Consider the following 21,569-nt stretch of genomic DNA (forward strand, 5'->3'; position numbering starts at 1 on the left):
GGCTAGATGCCCAGGACGTGGTAGCCCGCGTCCGCGAAGAGCACCTGACCCGTCATCGCCCGGCTGAGGTCGCTCGCCAGGAACACCGCCACGTCCCCCACGTCCTCCGCCTCCACAGTGCGGCGGAGAGGGGCACGCTCCGCGTAGACCCTGAGGAACTCCGTAAAGCCCGCCACGGCCCGGGCGGAGGCGGTCTTGATGGGGCCCGCGGAGATGGCGTTCACCCGGATCCCCTGCGGCCCCAGCTCGTAGGCCAGGTACCGCACGATGCACTCCAGGGCCGCCTTCGCGGGGGCCATGACGTTGTAGTTGGGGTACACCCGGGAGCTCGCGGCGAAGGTGAGGGTGAGGATGCTGCCGCCGGAAGGCATCAGCGGCGCCAGGGCCCGGGCGCATGCCACGAGGGAATAGGCACTCACCTCTTGGGCCACCAGATATCCCTCCCGGCTCGTGTCCACGAACCTCCCCCGGAGATCCTCCGTGCGGGCATAGGCGATGCTGTGCACGAGGACGTGGACCTCCCCCGGGTCCTCCCGCAGAGCCTGCTGCAGCCGGGCCAGGTCCTCCTCCCGCGAGACGTCGCAGGGCAGGGCCCTGGCTCCCCCCAGCTCCTCCGCCAGCTTGCGGACCGTCTCCTCCTCCCGTTCCCCGAGATAGGTGAGAAGGCAACGGGCACCCTCCCGGTGGAGGGCACGGGCGATTCCCCAGGCGATGCTCCACCGGTTCGCCACCCCCATCACGAGGGCGTTTTTCCCCGCCAGCAACCCCGGCACGGTCTCCCTCCCTCCGTGGCGTCAGCTGGAAACGCGCTCCACGCGGTAGACGTCAGGCACCTTGCTGATGCGCTGCATCACCGTGGTGAGCTGGCCCACGTTGCGGATGTCCAGCACGAGATCGATGACGCCCACCTTGTCCCGCCGAACCCGGGCATTCACGCTCCGCACGTTCGTCCGGGTGTCCGCCACCGCGCTCAAAACATCCTTCAAGAGGCCCACCCGGTCCAGGGCCTCGATCTGGAGCTCCACGGGATATGTGCCGTCCTCGGACGGCTCCCACTCCACCTCCAACAGCCGTTCGGGCTGCCGGCGGAGGTGCTGGAGGTTGGGACAGTCGCGGCGGTGGATGGTCACTCCCCTTCCCCGGGTGATGTAGCCCACCACCGGGTCCCCCGGCAGGGGCATGCAGCAACGGGCCAGGGTGGTGAGCAGGTTGTCCGCGCCCCGGACCCGGAGCCCCCGGGCCGTGTGCACGGGCGGCGGGGGAGCCGGCGCGTGTGCGGGGGGGGTCTCCGGGACCGGCGTTTCAGGCCCCTGCAGGGCCTGCACCACCTGCAGGAGGGTGAGGTCGCCGTTCCCCAGGGCCGCGTAGATGTCCTCCTCGGCCTGCAGCTGCAGCCGCTCCGCCGCTTGGCGCAGCCGCTCCGTTTTCAGCAGCTGCCCGAGCAGCCCCAGCCGGCGCAGCTCCCGCTCCAGCAGCTCCCTTCCCCGGGCGATGTTCTCCTCCCGCTGCTGCTTTCGGAACCACTGCCGGATCTTGGTCCGGGCGTTGCTGGTGACCACGAACCCCAGCCAGTCCCGGCTGGGTCCCGGGGAGGTCTTCGAGGTGAGGATCTCCACGATGTCCCCGCTCTGCAACCGGTAGCTCAGGGGGACCAGGCGCCCGTTCACTTTGGCGCCCACGCAGTGGTGGCCCACATCCGTGTGGATGCGGTACGCGAAGTCCACGGGCGTGGCCCCGCTCGGCAGGTCGATCACGTCCCCCTTGGGGGTGAAGACGAAGACCTCGTTCTGGAAGAGGTCCAGCTTTACGGACCGCATGAACTCCCGGGCGTCCTTCATCTCCTGATGCCACTCCAGGAGCTGCCGCAGCCAGCTCAGCTTCTCCTCGAAGGCCCGATCCCGGACGCCCACGCGGCCCTCCTTGTACCGCCAGTGGGCCGCGATCCCGTACTCCGCCTCCTGGTGCATCTGGTGGGTGCGGATCTGCACCTCCAGGGGCATCCCCCGGTAGATCACCGTGGTGTGCAGGGACCGGTAGCCGCTGGGCTTCGGGTTCGCGATGTAGTCGTCGAACTCCCCCGGAATGGGCCGCCACAGGGAGTGGATGACCCCCAGGGCCGCGTAGCAGTCCTTCACGTCGTCCACGATGACCCGAACCCCCAGACGGTCGTAGACGCGGCTCAATCCTTTCCCCTGATACTCCGGTCGCTGCAGCTTCCGGTAGATGCTGTAGGCGTGCTTGGGACGTGCGGTGATGTTCGCGCGATCCACCCGGATCCCCGCCCGGTTCAGCTCCCGGTACAGCTCCTCCTTCACGCTCTGCAGGATCTCCTCCTGCTGGGCCTGGGCCTCCCGCAGGGCCTCCGTGATCTCCCGGTACGCCTCCGGCTCCAGGATGGCGAAGGAGAGGTCTTCCAGTTCGTTCTGCAGCTGCCCGATGCCCAAGCGCTTCGCCAGGGGCGCGTAGATCTCCAGGGTCTCCTGGGCCTTGCGGCGCTGGTGGTCCGGAGGCATGGCGGCGATGGTGCGCAGATTGTGGAGCCGATCCGCCAGCTTGATGAGGATGATGCGGATGTCCTTCGCCATGGCGAGGAGCATCTTGCGGAGGTTCTCCGCCTGGCGTTCCTCCCGGCTCTTCCACTGGATCCTGCCGAGCTTCGTGACCCCGTCCACCAGGGCGGCGATCTCCTCCCCGAAGGTCTGGCGGATCTCCTCGAGGGTGTGCTTGGTGTCCTCGGGGACGTCGTGCAGCAGTCCCGCGGCCACGGTCACGGGATCCAGGCGCAGGGAAGCCAGGATCTCCGCCACCGCGATGGCGTGGTGGACATAGGGTTCCCCGCTGCGCCGGTACTGCCCCTCGTGCGCCTCCGCGGCGAAGGCATAGGCCCGCTGCAGCAAGGCAAGGTCCGCCTGCGGATTCGCCTCCCGGACCCGTTCCAGAACCCGCTGCATCTCCGGCGGCAGCGCCGCTTCCGCCCTCAGCTCCTCAAGCGCCATTCCCGCTTCACCCCACGGGAGGAACGGCGGGGCCAGCCACCGCCTCCAGGACCTCCACGGCACCCGCCCGCCGCATCCACCGGATCCCCTGCTCCAGGGCTCGCCGGATCTCCTCCCCTTCTAGAAACCGGTCGGATGCCGCCAGATCTGCCCGCTTCTGCCCCGGGCACACCCGCCACTCCCCTCCGACCTCCTCCACCACCCCGAGCTCCGCGAGGATGGCGAGCGCCGCGGGGAGGCTCTCCGCGGAGGTCACGGGTCGGACGCCCGCCCGAAGCCGCCGGTACGCCCGCGCCAGGGTCTTCCGCGACGGATACGCCTCCTCCCACGCCTCCCGGACCCGCCTGCCGTCCTCGGCATCGAAGGCTAGATGCAGTGTAACACGCTCCCGGCCCGATGCGGCACACGCGGCCTGGAGGAGGAAGAGGGCTCGGGGTTGTGGGACGCGCCACACCACGTGATCAGCCCGTGCACTCCCTTCCTCGGGCGGGGGACCCACGCACACCAGAACCTGCAGGCGGCGGAGGGAGAGGAGGGCGTGCAGGCCGACCCGGAGGGGTTGCGGGAGAAACGGGTGATCGTAGGCGATGCCCACCTCCGGGAACCGGGCCTGTAGGACCTCCGCGGTCCGCACCGCTTCCTGAGGGCTCGCCTCGAAGACCACGACCCGCTCTCCGAACCCCACGAGGTCCTCGATCAGGTCCGCTCCCCGTCGGCCCCGGCAGTCGTCGAGAGTCACCTCCAGGCGTGCCCCACCCCCGTACTCCGAGACCCATCCCGGGGGCGGTTCCGCGTGTGTGGACCACAGGTTCCACCGCACGGGGCCAAGGTGCCGGAGCGCCATCTCCGGAAGGAGCAGGGACTCCCCCACGAGCACGTCCTGAGGGGTCAACAGATCCGGGTGGCGGGAGAGGTAGGAGAAGGTGGTGAAGACCACGGGCGCCTGGGCCGTACCGGGTTCCCTGAACATCCCGTGCATGCAGGTCACCCGGATCCCGCACGCCCACAGCTTCGGACCCCACTGCCTCCATCGGGCATCCGCGAGGTCATGGGTGGGCCAGACGCACACCACCCTCCTTCCCCGACAGGCCTCCTCCGCGATCCCGACCAGCAGCACCTTCCACAGACCCCGCCCAGGGCCGCCCACGAGGGCTCCCTTGCCCTGCCGCGTCGCGTCCAGCCATCTCCGGGCCCGGTCCACAAGCCTCTCCCCCTGGAGGAGTCGGCTCTCCAGCGCATTCTCCCCTTCCGACCCGCTCTCCCCCACCTCCCGCTCCACCCGGATCCGCACGCGGTCCGATCCCGCCTCCACCACCACGGCCCGATAGGACCCGCCCCGATCGAGGTCCGGGGCGATCTGGCCTGCCACCTCCGGGGGAAGGAAACCGAGGGAACGTCCGTCTTCCAGGTTCAGCCGGACCGCGTACGGGTCCAGGGGATGGTCCGGCTCCCGGTGGAACCGGAGGACCCGTCCGTCCGCCAGGTCGGGGGTCCCCACCGCGCAGGGGATCTCCAACTCGAACGAGCGGGACCGCACCCACCCCCATCGATCCGGTTCCCAGTACTCGCTCGCCCGTCCGAACAGGCGCTCCAGAACCCGCTCCGTCTCCGGGCAGGTCCTGGCGAGCCGGAGGTCCTGGATCAGGAGCCGAACCCCACCCCGATCGGGCCAGGGGGTCGGTTCCACGGAGGCCGCCACGTCCACCCGCGGGGCAGAAAGGGCGAGGGGCTCCGCCCGCTCCCCTAACCCGAACGCGATGGCTTCCACCCGGCGGGTGCCCTGAAGAAGCCAGAGCTGGAGGTGGGCGGCGTCGTTGCCCACCAGACGGCTGTCCACCACCTGGAGGCCGCGCAGGGAAAACAGGGGACGGGGATTTCCCACTCCGTGCGGTTCCAGGCTTAGCAGCGCCTGGACGAGCCGGTCATCGAGTTCCGCGAGCGAGAGCTCCGCGTCCAGGTCCAGGGTGGGGACGAGGTCCTCGGGGCGGATCCGGGACCGTACCGCCTCCTCGAACCGCTCCCGGAAAGCCTCCAGGTGCTCGACCGGAAGACTCAGGCCCGCGGCCTGGGCATGGCCTCCGAAGGCCTCCAGCAGCGGGGCGCACGCCCTCAGGGCCTCCACCAGGTTCACCTCCGGGACGCTGCGGCCGCTCCCCCGGGCTCTCCCTCCCTCCACGCTCAGCAGGACGGTAGGCCGGTAGAAGGCTTCCCGGACCTTGCCCGCGGCGATCCCCAATACCCCCGGGTGCCACTCCCCCCAGAGGACCAGGGTGGCGCGGCTCCCGGGATCCAGGCTCCGCGCGGCCCGCACGGCGGCCTCCACCACCTCCTCCTGCAAGCGCTGGCGCCTCTGGTTGAGGGCCTCCAATTCCGCGCTCAGCCGTCCCGCCTCCTCCGGATCCTCCGTGAGGAGCAACTCCAAAGAGAGCCGGGCGGACTGGAGCCGGCCACTCGCGTTCAGGCGGGGAGCCAGGCGCCACACCACATCGTCCGCGGTCACGCGGTCGGACAAGCCCGCGACCCGCAGGAGGGCCTGCAGCCCCGGCAGGGGGCTCGTGGGCATCCGGGCGAGGCCGACCTTGGCGAGGATCCGGTTGGGGCCCACGAGCGGCACCACGTCCGCCAGGGTTCCGATGGCCGCCAGCTCCAGGAGCTCTCCGGTTCGTCCCATCCCTCGTCGGGACCACAGGAGTCGCATCAGCATCCACGCAAGCCCGGCGGCGCAGTACTCCCGAAACCCCGTCCCGACCAGCTTCGGGTCCACCAGGGCGTCCGCATCGGGCAGGAGCGGGGGAGGCTCGTGGTGGTCCACCACCACCACCCCCATTCCCAGGCGGCGGGCGAGGGCGACCTCCTCCACCGCGGCGATCCCGCAATCCACGGCCACGAGCAGGCGGGCACCGCCCGCGGCGATGCGCTCCACGGCCTGGGCGGAGAGCCCGTATCCCTCCTGGAGCCGGTGGGGGATGTACGGGATCACCGAGGCGCCCAGCCCTCTAAGCCCACGGACGAGGATGGCGCAGGCGCAAACCCCGTCCGCGTCGTAGTCCCCGTACACCACGATCGGGTCCCCGCGGGCCACCGCCTCCTCCACCCGGGAGGCCGCCTGCGCCATCCCCGGGATCTGTTCGGGATCCGGGAGGTCCTCCAGATCCGCCCGCAGGAAGGCCCGGATCGCCTCCTCCGTGCGGCAGCCGCGCCGCAGGAGGACCTGTACGAGGACGGAAGGGAGCTCTAACCGGCGGGCGAGGACTTCACAGAGGGGATCCGGGTCCGCGATCCGCCACCGGAGGGCGGAGCCCTCAGAGCCTGCGCGTGGGCTCCGCATCGCCTCCCGTCAGGGGGTCGGCCGTAGGGGCGGCGGGCGTCCGGACCACCCGCTCTAGTCGCCGAAGCCTGGTGCGGAGCAGGAGATTGCTCACGAGGAGCGGAAGGCCGAGAAGCCCCGCGCCCACGAACAGGGCCGCCACGATGGCACTGGGGAGGGGACCCTCGAAGGCCACCCACGGCCCCCACCGCAGGGACACCGTCTCCGGGGTCTCGAGGTTGCTCAGGACCACGCCTACCGCGAGGAGGGCCAGGAGAAAGGTGGCGACCAGGAACACGCGCATGGGAACTCCCTTAGCATCCAGCGCGTCAAAACCGTGAAGGGCGCCGGCCCCGGCGCGTTCCCGCCGCCACCGCCTCCCCCCGGGAGGCGGGCGGGGAGGTGGAGGCGAGGAGGGCTCTGCGCTCCGCCCGGGCCACGAGGTCCACGAGGAGGGGGCTTGCGACCCCGATGGAGGAGTAGGCCCCCGTGAGGACCGCCACGCACAGGCCGAAGGCGAAGTCCCGAATCGTGGGGCCGCCGAACACGTAGACGGCCCCGATGGCGAGCAGGGTGGTGGCGCTCGTTCCCAGGGAGCGTACCAGGGACTCCAGGATGCTGCGGTTCACGAGCTCCGGAAACGGCTCCCGGGTGCGCAGGTTCAGGTTTTCCCGGATGCGGTCGAAGACCACGATGGTGTCGTTGATGCTGTATCCCACCACCGTGAGGAGGACCGCCACGAAGGCGCTATCGACCACGGCCCGGGTCAGGGCGAAGGCCCCCAGGACCACCAGCACATCGTGCACCAGGGCCACGTCCGCGGCGAGGGCGTAGTGCCAGGAGCGGAAGCGGACGGTCACGTAGACCACCTGGAGGGCGAGCCCGATCACCACGCCCAGGATGGCGATGTTGCGCAGTTCCCGACCGATCTTGGGCCCCACGTCGTCCACGCTGAGCACCGTGAACGGACCCACCGCCCTGCGCAGGGTCTCGAGAACCCGGTTGCGCTCCGCGACGCTGAGGTGCCGGGTCCGGATGGAGACGTCCGCGGTCCCCGGGGTCTGCTGGATCACCGATTCCCCGAGCCGGAGTGGGGTCAGGGCGGCCCGCACCTGGCCCGTGGTGACCGCCCGGTTCTCGAACCGGAGGAGGAGCAGGGTTCCCCCCGTGAAGTCCACGCCCCAGTTGAGGGGAGGGCGTCCCGCGGCCAGGTTGCCCCCAAGCGCTGCCCCCGCGATGAGGACGATGAGGAGCGAGGCCAGGTACAGGTAGCGGCGGTGTCCGATCAGATCCCAGCGTCTCATGCCGCCGCCTCCGTGGGACGCGGCAACCGGGCCATGCGCACGAACCAGCCCGCAAGCCCCCCGTCCACGCACAGCTCCACCAGCCACCGGGTGACGAAGACGGCGGTGAACACGCTCACCAGCACGCCGATCACGAGGGTGACCGCGAATCCCCGGATGGGGCCGCTCCCCAGCCACAGGAGGACCGCGGCGCCGATCAGGGTGGTGGCGTTGCTGTCGATGATGGTCGCGATCGCCCGCCGCCAGCCCGTGGCGATGGCCGTCCGCAACGGCTTTCCGGTACGGAGCTCCTCTTTAACCTTCTCGAAGATGATCACGTTGCCGTCCACCGCCATCCCCAGGCTCAGGATGAACCCCGCGATTCCGGGAAGCGTGAGGGTGGCGCCGAGGGCGGTGAACGCCCCGAGCACGGTGATCCCGTAGATCCCCAAGGCCACGGAGGCCAACAGCCCTCCGAGGCCATAGTAGGAGGTCATCAAGGCCACCACCATGGCCGCGGCGACCCAGCCCGCCCGCAGGCTGCGGTCGATGGAATCCCGCCCCAGGGTGGGCCCTACCGTGCGCTCCTCGACGGGCTGGACCGGTACGGGAAGCGCCCCACCCCGCAGCAGGATGGCGAGGTCCCGGGCCTGGTCCGGGGTGAAGTTCCCCTCGATCACCCCTTCTCCGGGGATCCGGGCCCGGATGACGGGCGAGCTGATCACCCGGTTATCGAGGACGATGGTGAGGTACTCCCCGATGCTGCGGCCCGTGTGCTCCTCGAACTTCCTGGCTCCCTCTCCCCCAAACCGGAACCGCACCACCCAGTTCAACCCTTGCGGATCCAGCTCCGCCCGCGCGTCCCGCAAATCCGCCCCCGTCACCACCACCTTTTTGGGAAGCGTGAGGACGCGGCCGTCGGGGAGCCGCACCCGTCGGTTGTCCGGGAGCCACTCCGCGCCCTCCGGGAGACTCTGGTGGTCTGTGTCCACGAACTCCAGCAGGGCCGTGCGGCCGATGAGCTCCTTCGCCCGCTGCGGATCCTGCAGGCCCGGGAATTCCACGATGATCCGGTCCGTGCCCTGGCGCTGCAGGAGCGGCTCCGCGATCCCCAGGGCGTCGATGCGGCGCTCGATGACCCGCATGGCGGCATCCACCTTATCCGGGGTGACCTGGACCCCGGGACGAGGCTGGGCCTCCAGCACGATGCGGGTCCCGCCCTGGAGGTCTAGCCCCAGCCGGATGTGAGGCCGGAGGGGCTGCAGCACGGGCCGGAGGCCGTCAAACCCCAGGGGCTGAAAGGTCAACTGGAAGGCCCCGAGGACGATCGCCAGGAGGATCAGAATGCGCAGGGGATGTCCTCGCAACCGTCACGCTCCTCGTTCGGCATCGCGCCCATTATATCCCATCCGCTCCACGACCACCGCGATCCCCTGCCCCACCCCGATGCACATGGTGGCAAGCCCGTACCGAGCCTGGCGACGATGCAGCTCCCACACCAGGGTGGTGAGGATGCGGGCGCCGCTGGCGCCGAGAGGGTGGCCCAAGGCGATGGCCCCGCCGTTGGGGTTCACCCGCTCCGGAGGAAGTCCCAGCTCCCGCACGCACGCCAGCACCTGGGCCGCAAAGGCCTCGTTGAGCTCGATGAGGTCGAGGTCCTCCACCCGCAACCCAGCTCGGGCCAGGGCCTTCCGGGTGGCGGGAACAGGCCCCAGGCCCATAACCGCGGGATCCACCCCTGCCACCGCGCTGGCCACGATGCGGGCCAGGGGCCGGAGGCGGAGGTCCGAACAGGTCTGGGCATCCACAAGCAGCAATGCCGCGGCCCCGTCGTTGAGTCCGGAGCTGTTGCCCGCGGTCACGGTCCCCTCCCTGCGGAAGGCGGGACGGAGGGCGGCGAGCCTGTCCAAGGTGACGTCCGGGCGGGGGTGCTCGTCCGCCTCCACCACCACGGGTTCCCCCTTCCCCGGGACGACCACGGGAACAAGCTCCTCCCGGAACCGTCCCTCCGCGATGGCGCGGGCCGCCCGCCGCTGGCTCTCGAGGGCGTAGCGGTCCTGCTCCTCCCGGGTGATCCCGTACCGCTCCGCCACGATCTCCGCGGTCTCGCCCAGGGCCATGGCCACGCCGGGCCACTTCTCCACGAGGCGCGGGTTCGTGAAGCGCGGGCCCAGGGTGGTGTCGTAGACCTCCAGCCTGCGGCTCCACGCCTCCGGAGATTTCGCCACCACGAAGGGCGCCCGGGTCATGCTCTCCACCCCGCCCGCGATGACCACGTCTGCCTCCCCGCACCGGATGGCGTGATAGGCGGTCACCACGGCCTGCAGCCCGCTCCCGCACAGCCGGTTTACCGTCTGGCCCGGGACCTCCGCGGGAAGCCCTGCCTGCAGCAGGGCCATCCGGGCCACGTTCCGGCCGTCCTCGCCCGCCTGGTTGGCACATCCCAGGATCACGTCGTCAACCCGGCCCGGATCCAGTCCCGCCCGCCGGATGAGGGCGGAGATCACCACCGCGGCGAGATCATCCGGGCGCACATCCCGCAAGGCCCCCCCGTACCGGCCGATGGGGGTGCGCACCGCGTCCACGATCACCACGTCCCGCATTCCCTGCTCCCGCTATCGGCCCGTGAAGTGCGGCGGACGCCTCTCCCGAAACGCCCTCCAGCCCTCCCGATGGTCCTCCGTGCGGCTCGCCACCTTCTGGAGCATGGCCTCGTAGTCCAGGGCAGAGGCGAGGTCCCCGTCCAGGGAGCGCAGGAACGCCCGCTTCATTAGACCATAGGCCCGGGTGGGGCCTTGGGCGAGCCGGCTTGCCACCTCCCCTGCCCGGTCCCGCAGCTCGCCTGGGGGGACCACCCAGTTCACCAGCCCCCATCGCAGGGCCTCCTCCGCACTGAGGGCGTCGGAGAGGGCACACAGCTCGAATGCCCTCCCCAGGCCCACGAGACGGGGGAGGAAGTAGGTGCTTCCCGCGTCCGGAACCAGGCCCACCTGGGCGAAGGCGGTGAGGAACCGGGCGTCCGCGGAGGCCATCCGGAGGTCACACGCCAGAGCCAAGCTCCACCCCGCTCCCGCCGCCACCCCGTTCACGGCCGCCAGCACCGGCTTCTCCATCCGGCGCAGGTGGAGGATGAGGGGGTTGACGTGCTCCCGGAGGTGCTCGAGGATGTCTTGTCCCTCCGGTTCCAGTTCCTCAAGGTCTTGCCCCGCGCAGAAGGCCTTCCCGGCCCCCGTCAGCACCACGCACCGGACCCGCGGATCCCGCTCCGTCTCCCGGAGGACCGCCCGGAGCTCGGCGAGCATCTGCCGGTTGAGGGCGTTGAGGACCTCGGGTCGGTTCAGGGTGAGGGTGGCCACCCCGTCCCGAAGCTCGTACTGGACGGTCTGCCCGGACATATCCGCCTCCTCAAACCCTCTGCAGGGCATCCAGGTACCGGCGCAGCTTCTGCTCCCTCGTCCGGGCCTCCCACAACCTCTCCTCCTCCGCCCGCACCACCTCCGCGGGGGCCTTCTGCTGGAACTCGGGGTTCTGGAGCTTGCGCGCCAGCCGTTCCTGCTCCCGGGCGAGGGCCTCCAGCTCGCGCCGCACCCGATCCACCAGGGCCCGGCTCTGCGTGGCCTCCAGGGGGATATACAGCTCCACGGCCCCCGCAAGGCCCAGGGCGGCAGGGGACGGCCGGGGCACATCGAGGGGCAGCAGCTCCAGACGCTCCACCCGGGCCAGGGACCGGAGGTAGGGCTGGAGCTGCGCGAGGAGCTCCCGCTCCGCCTGAGGGGCGAACACCTGCACATCCACCCCCTGGTGGGGCCCCAGGCCCAGGTCCGCCCGCAGGCTCCGGATCTCCCGCACCGCCTCCTGAAAGAGCCCCATGCTCCGCTCCACCTCCTCGTGCACCCGACGCGGGTCGCTGCGGGGCCAGGGACCCAGCATCAGCGTCTCGCCCTGATGCGGCAGGCTCCGGAACACCTCCTCCGTGAGGAAGGGCATGATGGGGTGCAACAGGCGCATGGTCTCCAGGAGGACATGCCACAGGACGTAGCGGGCGGTGCGGGCCGTGTCTTCCCCCGCCGCGAGATCCACCTTGCTCATCTCCACGTACCAGTCGCAGTACTCGTCCCACAGGAACCGGTAGAGGGTCCGGGCGGCCTCGTCGAACTCGTAGGCCTCGTAGGCCCGGGTCACGGCCTGGACCGTGCGCTCCAGGCGGCTGAGGATCCACACCTCCGGCATCCCGTACCGCAGGGCGCTGGGGTCCACCCGCGTGGGATCCTCGGAGGCAAGGTTTCTGTGCACGAACCGGGCCGCGTTCCAGATCTTGTTCGCGAAGGTGCGCACGTCCGCGATCATCTTCTCGTCAAACCGCATGTCCTGCTGGGCCGCGGAGCACCGGGCGGTGAGGGCAAACCGGAGGGCATCGGCCCCGTACTTCTCGATCACCACCATGGGATCGATGCCCGTGCCCAGGGACTTGCTCATCCGGCGGCCATGGATGTCGTGCACCGTGGGGTGGATGTACACGTCCCGGAAGGGCACTTCGTCCAGGAACTCCAGCCCGAACATGATCATGCGGCACACCCACAGGAAGATGATCCCCCGGTCCGTGACGAGCACGCTGGTGGGGTAGAAGTAGCGGAGATCCTCCGTCTGCTGCGGCCAGCCCAGGGTCGCAAGCGGCCAGAGGGCGGAGCTGAACCAGGTGTCCAGCACGTCCGGGTCCTGCCGCCAGGCCTTCCCGCCGCACCGCTCGCACGCGAAGGGCTCCACCTTGGAGGCCACCTGAGCCCCGCAGCCCGTGCAGTTCCACACGGGGATCCGATGCCCCCACCACAGCTGCCGGCTGATGACCCACGGGCGGATCCCCTCGAGCCAGTCCAGGGCCACCCGGGTCCACCGCTCCGGGTGGAACCGTACCCGTTCCGTGCGGATGGCTTCCGCGGTGCGCTGGGCCATGTCCCGGACGTCCAGGAACCACTGATCCGTGATGTAGGGCTCGATCACCGTGTGGCACCGGTCGCACTTCCCCACCCGGGTCCGGTACGGCTCTGTCCGCACCAGGAATCCCTGCATCTCCAGGGCTCGGGCCACCCGTCCGCGGGCCTCGAACCGGTCCAGCCCGAAGAACTTGGGGGCCAGTTCGTTCATGCGGCCGTCCTCGGTCAGGGTCACGAGGATCGGGAGCCCGTGGTCCCGACCGACCTCGTAGTCCAGGGGATCGTGGCCCGGGGTGATCTTTACCGCGCCCGTACCGAGGGCAGGATCCACCCGGCGATCCGCGATCACGGGCACCCGGCGGTTGGCGAGCGGCACCACCACCTCTCTTCCCACCAGCTCCCGGTACCGCTCGTCGTCCGGATGGACCGCCACGGCCACGTCCGCGAAGATGGTCTCCGGCCGCTGCGTGGCCACCACCACGTCCGGGCCGTCGTCCGCGGCCCGATACCGCACGTACCAGAGATGACTGTCCACCTCCTCGTACTCCACCTCCAGGTCGGAGATGGCGGTGCGGCAACGGGGGCACCAGTTCACCATGTGCTTGCCCCGGTAGATGAGGCCCTTGCGGTACAGGCGCACGAAGGCCTCCAGCACCGCGTCGTAGTAGGGGGGATCCAAGGTGAAGACCTTCCGGTCCCAGTCGCAGGAAACCCCCAGGCGTTCTAGCTGGGCGTAGATGATGCTCCCGTACTTCCGCACCCAGGCCCACACCCGCTCCTCGAAGGCTTCCCGACCCAGCTCCTCCCGCCGCAGACCCTCCTTCGCCAACTCCCGCTCCACCACGTTCTGGGTGGCGATCCCCGCATGGTCCGTGCCGGGCTGATAAAGGGCACACTTCCCCTGCATGCGGTGAAAGCGCGTGAGGATGTCCTGCAGGGTGTTGTTGAGGGCGTGCCCGATGTGCAGCTCCCCCGTCACGTTCGGAAGCGGCATCATGACCGCCCAGGGCGCTCGGGCGGGGTCAGGCCTTGCCCGGAAGTAGCCCGCGGCCTTCCAGGCTGTGTACAGGCGCATCTCCACGGGCCCGGGTTCGTAGACCTTGGGGAGCTCCCGGATGGCCATCCTACCCTCCTCAGCGCAAAGCGCCGCCCCGCCCGCCACGGGTGGAGCGGCGTCCGCTGGCTTCGATTATGCGGTAGCCCCCCGTCCGCCTGCAACTCACCACGGGAGGAGCGTGCCCACTCCCCGCTCCTCCGCCCGCCGGAGGACCAGCATCCCCACCGCGAGGTCCTGGACCGCGTGGCCCACGGACTTGAAGAGGGTGATCTCGTCCGGGGCCGTGCGGCCGGGCCGGGCTCCCGCGACCACCGCCCCCAGTTCCGTCACGGCACCCCAATCCAGCCGGCCCTCCGCCGCGGCGAGGATCAGGTCTCCCGCCTCGGCCCGGGCAGTTTCCAGGCTCTCCACGAACACCCGGCTGCGGGCCACGAGGTCCGCGGGGATCTCCCGGGCGGTCGGGGTAAACGCACCGATGGCATTGAGGTGCGTGCCGGGCGATACGTCCTCTGCCCGGAGCACGGGGACGGGGCTCGTGGTGGCGGTGATCACGATGTCCGCGCCCCGCACCGCGGTTTCCGCGCTCGGCGCCGGGTACACGGAGGCCCCCCGGATCCAGGGCTGGCCCCGGGCCCAGGTCGCAAAGGCCTCCCGGTGCTCCGGGGTGCGGGCGTATACCCGGACCTGGGTCACCTCCCGAACCGCGCACACCGCCTCCAGCTGCGTCCGGGCCTGCACCCCGGCTCCGATCAGCCCTACGATCGCCGGCTCCCCGCGGGCCAACAGATCCGTGGCGAGTCCGCTGACCGCTCCCGTGCGGAGGGCGGTGAGGCTAGCGCCTTCCAGGAGCCCCAGCGGTCGGCCGGTGGAGAGGTCCTGGAGCAGGACGGCCGCGTGAAGGGTGGGAAGCCCCATCCCGGGGTTCTGCGGGTAGACGGCGACCGCCTTCACCCCCAGTCCGATCCCTTCCGCGAACCCGGGCATGTAGAGGGCACTCCCGGAGGGGGTGGGCAGGTGGATGCGTGGGGGGACGTGGACCCGGCCTTCCCACAAGGCCACGAAGGCCGCCCGGACCGCGGCGATGGCCTCCGCCATGGAGACGGTCCGGGCGACCTCTTCCGCGGAGAGGACCCGCAGCACGAACCGCCTCCCAGGTTATGCCTGGGGCGGAGACGGGGGGACCTGAGCAGGTGTCTCCACCGGGATCCGGGGGACCTCCAGCAGCGGCTGCGGGGGAGCGGCTTCGGGTACCGCCGCGCGCTCCTTGGCGGGCAGCAACGCGGTCTCGAGGACTTCATCCATGTGCTCCACGAGCTTGAAGCGCAGCCGGCGCCGCACGTTCTCCGGGATCTCCACGAGGTCCCGCTCGTTCTCCTTGGGCAGGATCACGGTCTCGATCCCCGCCCGGTGGGCGGCGATCACCTTCTCCTTCACCCCGCCGATGGGCAGAACCTTGCCCCGGAGGGTGATCTCGCCCGTCATGGCCACATCCTTGCGCACAGGCCGGCCCGTGAGGGCGCTGGCGAGGGCCGTGGCCATGGTGATGCCCGCGGACGGGCCGTCCTTGGGCTGGGCCCCCGCGGGGACGTGGATGTGCACGTCGTACTTGCTGTACCAGTCCTCGTCCGCCCCGAGCCACCGGGTCCTCGACCGCACGTAGCTCACCGCGGCCTGGGCGGATTCCTTCATCACGTCTCCCAGCTGACCGGTGAGCACGAGCTTGCCGCTCCCCTTGACCAGGGCCACCTCCACGGTCACGATGTCGCCGCCCACCTCCGTCCACACGAGGCCCGTGGCGGCGCCCACCTCGTCCTGCTTTTCCGCCACGCCATAGCGGAACCGGGGCGGCCCCAGGTAGCGGTGCAGCACCTTGTGCGTGATCCTTCGCGGTGCCCTTGGGTCTCCGCTCGCCACCCGGGTAGCCACCTTCCGGCAGATGGTGCCGATCTCCCGCTCCAGGTTCCGCACCCCCGCCTCCCGGGTGTACTCCCGGATGATCCGAAGGATCGCCTCATCGCTGAAGTGCAGACCCCGGTCCGCGAGGCCGTTTTCCCGCAGCTGCTTGGGCACCAGGAAGTGCTTGGCGATGGCCAGCTTCTCCTCCTCGATGTAGCCGGGAAAGCGGATCACCTCCATCCGGTCCCGGAGGGCGGGCGGGATGGTGTCCAGGATGTTGGCGGTGCAGATGAACATCACCTCGCTCAGGTCAAACGGAAGCTCCAGGTAGTGGTCGCTGAAGGCGTGGTTCTGCTCCGGGTCCAGGGCCTCCAGCAACGCCGCGGAGGGGTCTCCCCGGAAGTCCAGGCCCAGCTTGTCAATTTCGTCCAGCATGAATACGGGATTCTTGCTCCCCGCCATCTTCATGCCCTGGATGATCCGGCCCGGGAGCGCCCCCACGTAGGTGCGCCGGTGGCCCCGGATCTCCGCCTCGTCCCGCACTCCGCCCAGCGACACCCGCACGAACTTCCGACCGAGGGCCCGGGCGATGGACTTGCCGAGGGAGGTCTTGCCCACCCCTGGCGGTCCCACGAAGCAGAGGATGGGGCCCCGGGTCCCGGGACTCAGCTTGCGCACCGCCAGGTACTCGATGATCCGGTCCTTCGCCTTCCGCAACCCGTAGTGATCCTCGTCCAGGATCCGCCGGGCCTCCTGGATGTCCAGGCGGTCCTCCGTGCGCACGCTCCAGGGAAGGGCCAGGATCCAGTCCAGGTAGGTGCGCACCACCACCGCCTCCGCCACCATGGGCGGCATCTTCTCCAGGCGGCTCAGCTCCTCCAGGGCCTTCTCCCGGACATAATCCGGGAGATTCGCGGCCTCGATCTTCTTCCGGTACTCCTCCACCTCCGCCTGCCGCTCGTCCCGCTCTCCCAGCTCCTGCTGAATGGCCTTCAGCTGCTCCTTGAGGTAGTACTCCCGCTGGGAGCGCTCCATGGACTTGCGGACCCGGTTCTGGATCTTCCGCTCCAGCTCCAGGATCTCGAGCTCCCGGTGAAGGATCTGGGCCAGGAGCTCCAGCCGGCCCGCGGGGTCCAATTCCAACAGCTGCTGGCGCTCCTCCACCTTGAGGGGGAGGTGCTGGGCCACGAGGTCCGCGAGCTTGCCGGGCTCCTCCGTCCCCATGATGGCCATGAAGGCCTCCGGAGGCACGGACCGGCTCAACCGCGCGTACCGCTCGAACTGCGCCGACACGCCCCGCATGAGGGCCTCGATCTCCACGGTGCGCTCCGCGGTGTCCTCCACCGCCTCCGCCCGCACCGCGAAGTAGGGATCCGTGCGGACGAACTCCAGGATCCTCGCCCGCACCAGCCCCTCCACCATCACCTGGAGGACCCCGTCGGGCTGGCGGCCCACGTTGATGATCCGGGCGATGGTCCCCCACCCGAAGAGGTCCTCAGGCTTGGGATCCTCGATGTTCTCGTCCCGCTGGGCCACCAGCAGCAGCAGCCGTTCGCCCTCCATGGCCTGCTCCAGGGCCCGGATGGACTTGGGTCGTCCCACGCCCAGGGCCAGGGAGGCGTGCGGGAGGACCACCACCCCCTTCAGGGCAAGCAGGGGAAGGACTGCCGGATATCCCGTCCGTGTCTCGCTCATGATCCCTCCACCGGTTCGCGCCTTCACCCCTGTATACGCAAGGGAGGGCGGGAAGATTCCACCGCGCGGCGAACTAGCTGGCCGGCCGTTCCTTCGGCAACCGCTTGGCCTCCGCCGCGGTGATCAGGATGGGGGGGACCCGACGCTCCACCGCCTCCAGGGTCACCAGACACCGCTTCACGTCCGGGCGGGAGGGGATCTCGTACATCACATCCAGCATGATGTCCTCGATGATGGTCCTGAGCCCTCGGGCGCCCGTGTTGCGGGCCATGGCCTCCCGGGCGATGGCCCGCAAGGCCTCTTCCGTGAACACCAGATCCACCCCGTCCATCTCCAGGATCCGCTGGTACTGACGCACCAGGGCGTTTTTGGGTTCCACCAGGATGCGCACCAACTGTTCCTCCGTAAGGGGGTCCAGGGTGACCACGATGGGGAGCCGGCCGATGAATTCCGGGATGAGGCCGTAACGCAGGAGGTCCTGGGGCATCACCTGACGCAATAGCTCGCCCGTGTCCCGGGCCCGGGCCTCGCTCTGGGCTCCGAACCCGATGCTGGCCCGCCGCACCCGGCTCTCCACGATCTTGTCCAACCCCTCGAAGGCTCCCCCACAGATGAAGAGGATGTTGGTGGTGTCGATCTGGATGAACTCCTGGTGGGGGTGCTTCCGGCCCCCTTGCGGGGGGACGTTGGCCACCGTCCCCTCCAGGATCTTCAGCAGGGCCTGCTGAACCCCCTCCCCGCTCACGTCCCGGGTGATGGAGGGGTTCTCGGACTTGCGGGCGATCTTGTCCACCTCGTCGATGTAGACGATTCCGCGCTCCGCGCGCTTCACGTCGTAGTCCGCGGCCTGGATGAGGCGGAGGAGGATGTTCTCCACGTCCTCGCCCACGTATCCCGCCTCCGTGAGGCTCGTGGCATCCGCGATGGCGAAGGGAACGTCCAGGATCTTCGCCAGGGTCTGGGCCAGGTACGTCTTGCCGCAGCCCGTGGGCCCGATGAGGAGGATGTTGCTCTTCTGGAGCTCCACGTCGTTGGGGCGGCGCTGGCCGATGCGCTTGTAGTGGTTGTACACGGCCACGGCCAGGACCTTCTTCGCCCGCTCCTGCCCCACCACGTACTGGCACAGAGCCTCGTAGATTTCCTGGGGCTTGGGAAGGCTGCGGGGGGTTACCTCATCCGGCTCCCCGTAGAGCTCCTCCTCCAGGATCTCGTTGCACAGCTCGATGCACTCGTCGCAGATGTATACCCCTGGCCCGGCCACCAGCTTGCGCACCTGCTCCTGGGGCTTCCCACAGAAGGAGCACTTGAGCCGGTCGTGCTCGTCCCCGAACCGGAACATGCGTCCGCCCCCGAAGCCCTTCGCCATCGTCCCCTCCGGTCCTAGCCGGTTTGGTTTGCCTTCGCGTACGCGGCCACCTTCTCCGGCCGCGGTTCGATGACTTGATCGATGAGCCCGTACTCCTTCGCCTTCTGAGCACTCATCCAGAAGTTCCGGTCCGTGTCCCGCTCGATGCGCTCGAGGGGCTGGCCCGTATGCCGACTCAGGATCTCGTTCACGATCCGACGCATCTCCAGGAACTCCCGGGCCTGGATCTCGATGTCCGTGACCTGCCCCTGCGCGCCGCCCCACGGCTGGTGGATCATGATGCGGGAGTACGGCAGGGCTCCCCGCTTCCCCTTCGTGCCGCCCGCCAGCAGCAGGGCCGCGGCAGAGGCCGCAAGCCCCACGCAGATGGTGGCCACGTCTGGCTGGATGTGCTGCATGGTGTCGTAGATGGCGAGCCCCGCGGTGATGGATCCGCCGGGACTGTTGATGTAGAGCTGGATGTCCTTTTGAGGATCCTCGTAGGCCAGGAACAACAGCTGCGCGATCACCAGATTCGCGGTCTCGTCGTCGATGGGACCGCCCAGGAAGACGATGCGATCCTTCAGCAGACGCGAGTAGATGTCGTAGGCGCGCTCTCCCCGCGCGCTCTGCTCGACCACGATGGGTACCAGGGTCATACGGACTCCTCCCCCGACGAACTCTGAATCTCCGCTCCGCTCGCCACCGCCACCAGGAAGGCCAGGGTCTTGCGCCGGCGCAGCTGGGACCGCAGGGAAGATTCCCGTCCTTCCTCCTGCAGCCACCGCCGCACCTCCGCCGCCTCCCGACCCAGCTCCTGCGCTAGGTTCTCGACCTCCCGCCGAAGCTCCTCCTCCGTGGGCTCCAGGCGTTCGAGCTCCCCGATCCGGTCCAGGACGAGCCGGGCCCGCACCCGGCGCTCCGCCGCGGGCCGGTACTCCTCGTGCAGCTGCTCCAGGGTCTTCCCGGACAGGGCCAGGTACCGCTCCAGGGTCAGGCCCCTCCCCCGGAGCCGGTCCACCAGGTCCTCCAGGAGCGCGTGGATCTCCGCGTGCACGAGGCTCTCGGGCAGGTCCACCTCGCTTCCCTCCACCACCCTCCGCAGAACCTCCGTTTCGTACTCCTCCGCGGCGCGCCGGGCCGCCTCCTCCCCGAGCTTCTGGCGCACCTCCTCCCGGAGGGCCTCCAGGGTCTGGTGATCGCTCACCTGACGTGCGAAGGCATCGTCCAGGGGCGGGAGGTCCCGGCGGCGCACGCCAACCACTACAACCTTCAGGAGGTGCCCCTCATTCCAGGGAACCTCCACGGTCTGGCCTTCCCGGGCTCCCTGAAGGGCCTCCGCCAGGGCTTTCGGGGTCTCCTGGCCTCCCAGTTCCAGGAGCAGCTCCCTGCCCGGTCCGAACCGGGACTCCCCCTCCGGTGCCTCCTCCACCCGGATCAGGACGAAGTCACCCGGTTCCGCGGATCCCTCCTTCGCCACGAGTTGTGCGAACTGGGCCCGCATGGCCTCCAGGGTCCGGTCCACCTCTTCCTCCGTTACTTCCGGCTCCGGCCGGGGAATCCGGAGGGAGCGGTAGTCCATGGGCCGAACCTCGGGAACCACCTCCACCGTGGCCCGCAGCCGGAGCGGCTGGCCTTCCACCAGCCCCTCCACGTCCACCTGAGGGCGGGTGAGGGGTCGGATTCCCGTCTGGGTCACCGCCTCCTGGAGGACCTCCGGCACCAGCTCCTCGAGGGCCGTCTCCTGCACCACCTGCTTACCAAGGTACCGCTCCAGGAGAAACCGGGGAGCCCTGCCCCGCCGGAAGCCCGGCACGGTGGTGGAGCGTCCCAGACGGGCAAACGCACGCTCGAGGGCTCGATCCACCCGCTCCGGGGGAACCTCCACCTCCAGGATCGCCCGGCTTCCCGGTTCGCGATGCACCTCCACCTTCAGCATCGGCTCCTCCCTGGGTGGTGCGGGCGGAGGGACTCGAACCCCCACGGGCAACCCCACCGGATCCTAAGTCCGGCGCGTCTGCCGGTTCCGCCACGCCCGCGACTCATCGAACTCCTTCCCGAAACCAAAGCCCCGCAGGCCACCTCACCCCTGCGGGGCCAAAGTCCACATCCTGGTGGGCCGTGCAGGACTCGAACCTGCAACCTTGGGATTAAGAGTCCCCTGCTCTACCAGTTGAGCTAACGGCCCATCCACATGGTAGCAACGGACCTCTGTCCTGTCCAGGTTACGGGACGGGCCTCGCCCACCGCGCTCCCAGGGGCCCCGCGTAGGCCGGAAGGCGCAGGGAGGGGACCCGGCGGATCCGGATCGAGACCCCCATGGACCGCAGACCCTCCACGTATCCTCCGGGGATCCGGAGGGCCGCCTCCATGAGATCCGCGTCTCCGATCGCCCGGATCACGTAGGGAGGGGAGATGGGGACCCCGTCTACCAGGATCCTCGGGCCGGACTGCTGGAACCCCGACCGCGCCAACACCCGCTGGCCGCTCACCGCAACAGCTTCTGCCCCGGAGGCCCACAGCTCGTTCACGAGCCCCGCCAACTCCGTGGCCTGCACCCGCCCTCCCGAGGGGCCTACGAGCGAGTTCACCCCCCCCTCCACCCGCACCTCGACTCCAGGTCCCCGCACGGGCACGAGTCCGAGGGCCATCCGCTGCTCTTCCAGCTCCTGAGCCAGGACGGCGCCCAGGGCCTTCCCCTCCGCGACCAGGGTCTCGTACTCCTGTAGCCGCCTCCGGAGGTCGGTCACCTCTGCTTCGAGGGCCTTCCGGGCGGTCTCCGCCTGGGCCACCAGCGCCGCCAGCTCCTCCACCCGGCGGGAGGGGAGCTCCGTCCGCTGCCGGAGCTCCCGGGCGCTGCGGACCTGGACCACCACCAGGAACCCCAGGAGGAGGCCAACCCCTCCCAGGGCAGCCCACGCTTCCCAGAACCGGTGCCGCCCCTCCACAGGCTCATCTACCCGGGCCATTTTACCAGAACGACTTGCAACTCCCGTCAGACCGCCCAAAAATGGAAAACCGGGGTTAGCACTCTCCGGACGCGAGTGCTAACCGGTGGC

General features: G+C 69.8%; 15 protein-coding genes and 2 tRNA genes. All 17 read right to left on the reverse strand.

Annotated features, from left to right (window positions below):
• Nucleotides 1-2: 2 nt before the first annotated feature.
• A complete protein-coding gene (locus QN206_03940) occupies nucleotides 3-737 on the reverse strand; it encodes an enoyl-ACP reductase (protein MDR7613956.1) in 735 nt (244 codons plus the stop codon).
• 57 nt (nucleotides 738-794) lie between these two features.
• On the reverse strand, nucleotides 795-2,996 hold the full coding sequence (locus QN206_03945) for a bifunctional (p)ppGpp synthetase/guanosine-3',5'-bis(diphosphate) 3'-pyrophosphohydrolase (protein ID MDR7613957.1): 2,202 nt from the start codon (nucleotides 2,994-2,996) through the stop codon (nucleotides 795-797).
• 7 nt (nucleotides 2,997-3,003) lie between these two features.
• Nucleotides 3,004-6,324: a single-stranded-DNA-specific exonuclease RecJ gene (gene recJ / locus QN206_03950; protein ID MDR7613958.1), complete on the reverse strand. Its 3,321-nt coding sequence runs from the start codon at nucleotides 6,322-6,324 to the stop codon at nucleotides 3,004-3,006.
• On the reverse strand, nucleotides 6,299-6,607 hold the full coding sequence (locus QN206_03955; GenBank protein ID MDR7613959.1) for a hypothetical protein: 309 nt from the start codon (nucleotides 6,605-6,607) through the stop codon (nucleotides 6,299-6,301). Before QN206_03955 ends, recJ begins: the two co-directional genes overlap by 26 nt.
• A gap of 25 nt (nucleotides 6,608-6,632) precedes the next feature.
• Nucleotides 6,633-7,607 carry a protein translocase subunit SecF gene (secF, locus tag QN206_03960; protein MDR7613960.1) on the reverse strand — a complete coding sequence of 325 codons (975 nt, stop codon included), beginning with the start codon at nucleotides 7,605-7,607 and terminating at the stop codon, nucleotides 6,633-6,635.
• Nucleotides 7,604-8,953 carry a protein translocase subunit SecD gene (gene secD, locus QN206_03965; protein MDR7613961.1) on the reverse strand — a complete coding sequence of 450 codons (1,350 nt, stop codon included), beginning with the start codon at nucleotides 8,951-8,953 and terminating at the stop codon, nucleotides 7,604-7,606. Before secD ends, secF begins: the two co-directional genes overlap by 4 nt.
• Nucleotides 8,954-8,956: 3 nt before the next feature.
• Nucleotides 8,957-10,189: a thiolase family protein gene (locus QN206_03970; protein MDR7613962.1), complete on the reverse strand. Its 1,233-nt coding sequence runs from the start codon at nucleotides 10,187-10,189 to the stop codon at nucleotides 8,957-8,959.
• A 12-nt stretch (nucleotides 10,190-10,201) separates the two neighbouring features.
• A complete protein-coding gene (locus tag QN206_03975; protein MDR7613963.1) occupies nucleotides 10,202-10,981 on the reverse strand; it encodes an enoyl-CoA hydratase-related protein in 780 nt (259 codons plus the stop codon).
• A gap of 10 nt (nucleotides 10,982-10,991) precedes the next feature.
• Complete coding sequence (locus tag QN206_03980; GenBank protein ID MDR7613964.1) at nucleotides 10,992-13,640, reverse strand: valine--tRNA ligase; 2,649 nt, start codon at nucleotides 13,638-13,640, stop codon at nucleotides 10,992-10,994.
• A gap of 96 nt (nucleotides 13,641-13,736) precedes the next feature.
• Nucleotides 13,737-14,714, reverse strand: coding sequence for an ornithine cyclodeaminase family protein (locus QN206_03985; protein MDR7613965.1), 978 nt, complete (start codon nucleotides 14,712-14,714; stop codon nucleotides 13,737-13,739).
• A 15-nt stretch (nucleotides 14,715-14,729) separates the two neighbouring features.
• A complete protein-coding gene (gene lon / locus QN206_03990; GenBank protein MDR7613966.1) occupies nucleotides 14,730-17,165 on the reverse strand; it encodes an endopeptidase La in 2,436 nt (811 codons plus the stop codon).
• Between the two features lie 73 nt (nucleotides 17,166-17,238).
• A complete protein-coding gene (gene clpX, locus QN206_03995; GenBank protein MDR7613967.1) occupies nucleotides 17,239-18,504 on the reverse strand; it encodes an ATP-dependent Clp protease ATP-binding subunit ClpX in 1,266 nt (421 codons plus the stop codon).
• A gap of 41 nt (nucleotides 18,505-18,545) precedes the next feature.
• Entirely contained in the window at nucleotides 18,546-19,169 is a 624-nt protein-coding gene (gene clpP, locus QN206_04000; GenBank protein MDR7613968.1) for an ATP-dependent Clp endopeptidase proteolytic subunit ClpP, read from the reverse strand.
• Nucleotides 19,166-20,449, reverse strand: coding sequence for a trigger factor (gene tig, locus QN206_04005; protein MDR7613969.1), 1,284 nt, complete (start codon nucleotides 20,447-20,449; stop codon nucleotides 19,166-19,168). Before tig ends, clpP begins: the two co-directional genes overlap by 4 nt.
• 15 nt (nucleotides 20,450-20,464) lie before the next feature.
• Nucleotides 20,465-20,549 (reverse strand) — tRNA-Leu (locus QN206_04010).
• A gap of 73 nt (nucleotides 20,550-20,622) precedes the next feature.
• Nucleotides 20,623-20,698 (reverse strand) — tRNA-Lys (locus QN206_04015).
• Between the two features lie 37 nt (nucleotides 20,699-20,735).
• Nucleotides 20,736-21,458: a DUF881 domain-containing protein gene (locus tag QN206_04020; GenBank protein ID MDR7613970.1), complete on the reverse strand. Its 723-nt coding sequence runs from the start codon at nucleotides 21,456-21,458 to the stop codon at nucleotides 20,736-20,738.
• Nucleotides 21,459-21,569 lie beyond the last annotated feature (111 nt).

The sequence above is a fragment of the Armatimonadota bacterium genome, from assembly GCA_031460175.1.
GTDB classification, from domain to species: Bacteria; Sysuimicrobiota; Sysuimicrobiia; order Sysuimicrobiales; family Sysuimicrobiaceae; genus Sysuimicrobium; species Sysuimicrobium tengchongense.

Coding starts and splice junctions, on each gene's coding strand:
- QN206_03980 (MDR7613964.1), bottom strand. CDS start 13,640: ATGGCCATCCGGGAGCTCCCCAAGGTCTACGAACCCGGGCCCGTGGAG.
- lon (MDR7613966.1), bottom strand. CDS start 17,165: ATGAGCGAGACACGGACGGGATATCCGGCAGTCCTTCCCCTGCTTGCC.
- QN206_03970 (MDR7613962.1), bottom strand. CDS start 10,189: ATGCGGGACGTGGTGATCGTGGACGCGGTGCGCACCCCCATCGGCCGG.
- clpX (MDR7613967.1), bottom strand. CDS start 18,504: ATGTTCCGGTTCGGGGACGAGCACGACCGGCTCAAGTGCTCCTTCTGT.
- clpP (MDR7613968.1), bottom strand. CDS start 19,169: ATGACCCTGGTACCCATCGTGGTCGAGCAGAGCGCGCGGGGAGAGCGC.
- tig (MDR7613969.1), bottom strand. CDS start 20,449: ATGCTGAAGGTGGAGGTGCATCGCGAACCGGGAAGCCGGGCGATCCTG.
- secF (MDR7613960.1), bottom strand. CDS start 7,607: ATGAGACGCTGGGATCTGATCGGACACCGCCGCTACCTGTACCTGGCC.
- QN206_03975 (MDR7613963.1), bottom strand. CDS start 10,981: ATGTCCGGGCAGACCGTCCAGTACGAGCTTCGGGACGGGGTGGCCACC.
- QN206_03940 (MDR7613956.1), bottom strand. CDS start 737: ATGGGGGTGGCGAACCGGTGGAGCATCGCCTGGGGAATCGCCCGTGCC.
- recJ (MDR7613958.1), bottom strand. CDS start 6,324: ATGCGGAGCCCACGCGCAGGCTCTGAGGGCTCCGCCCTCCGGTGGCGG.
- QN206_03945 (MDR7613957.1), bottom strand. CDS start 2,996: ATGGCGCTTGAGGAGCTGAGGGCGGAAGCGGCGCTGCCGCCGGAGATG.
- QN206_03955 (MDR7613959.1), bottom strand. CDS start 6,607: ATGCGCGTGTTCCTGGTCGCCACCTTTCTCCTGGCCCTCCTCGCGGTA.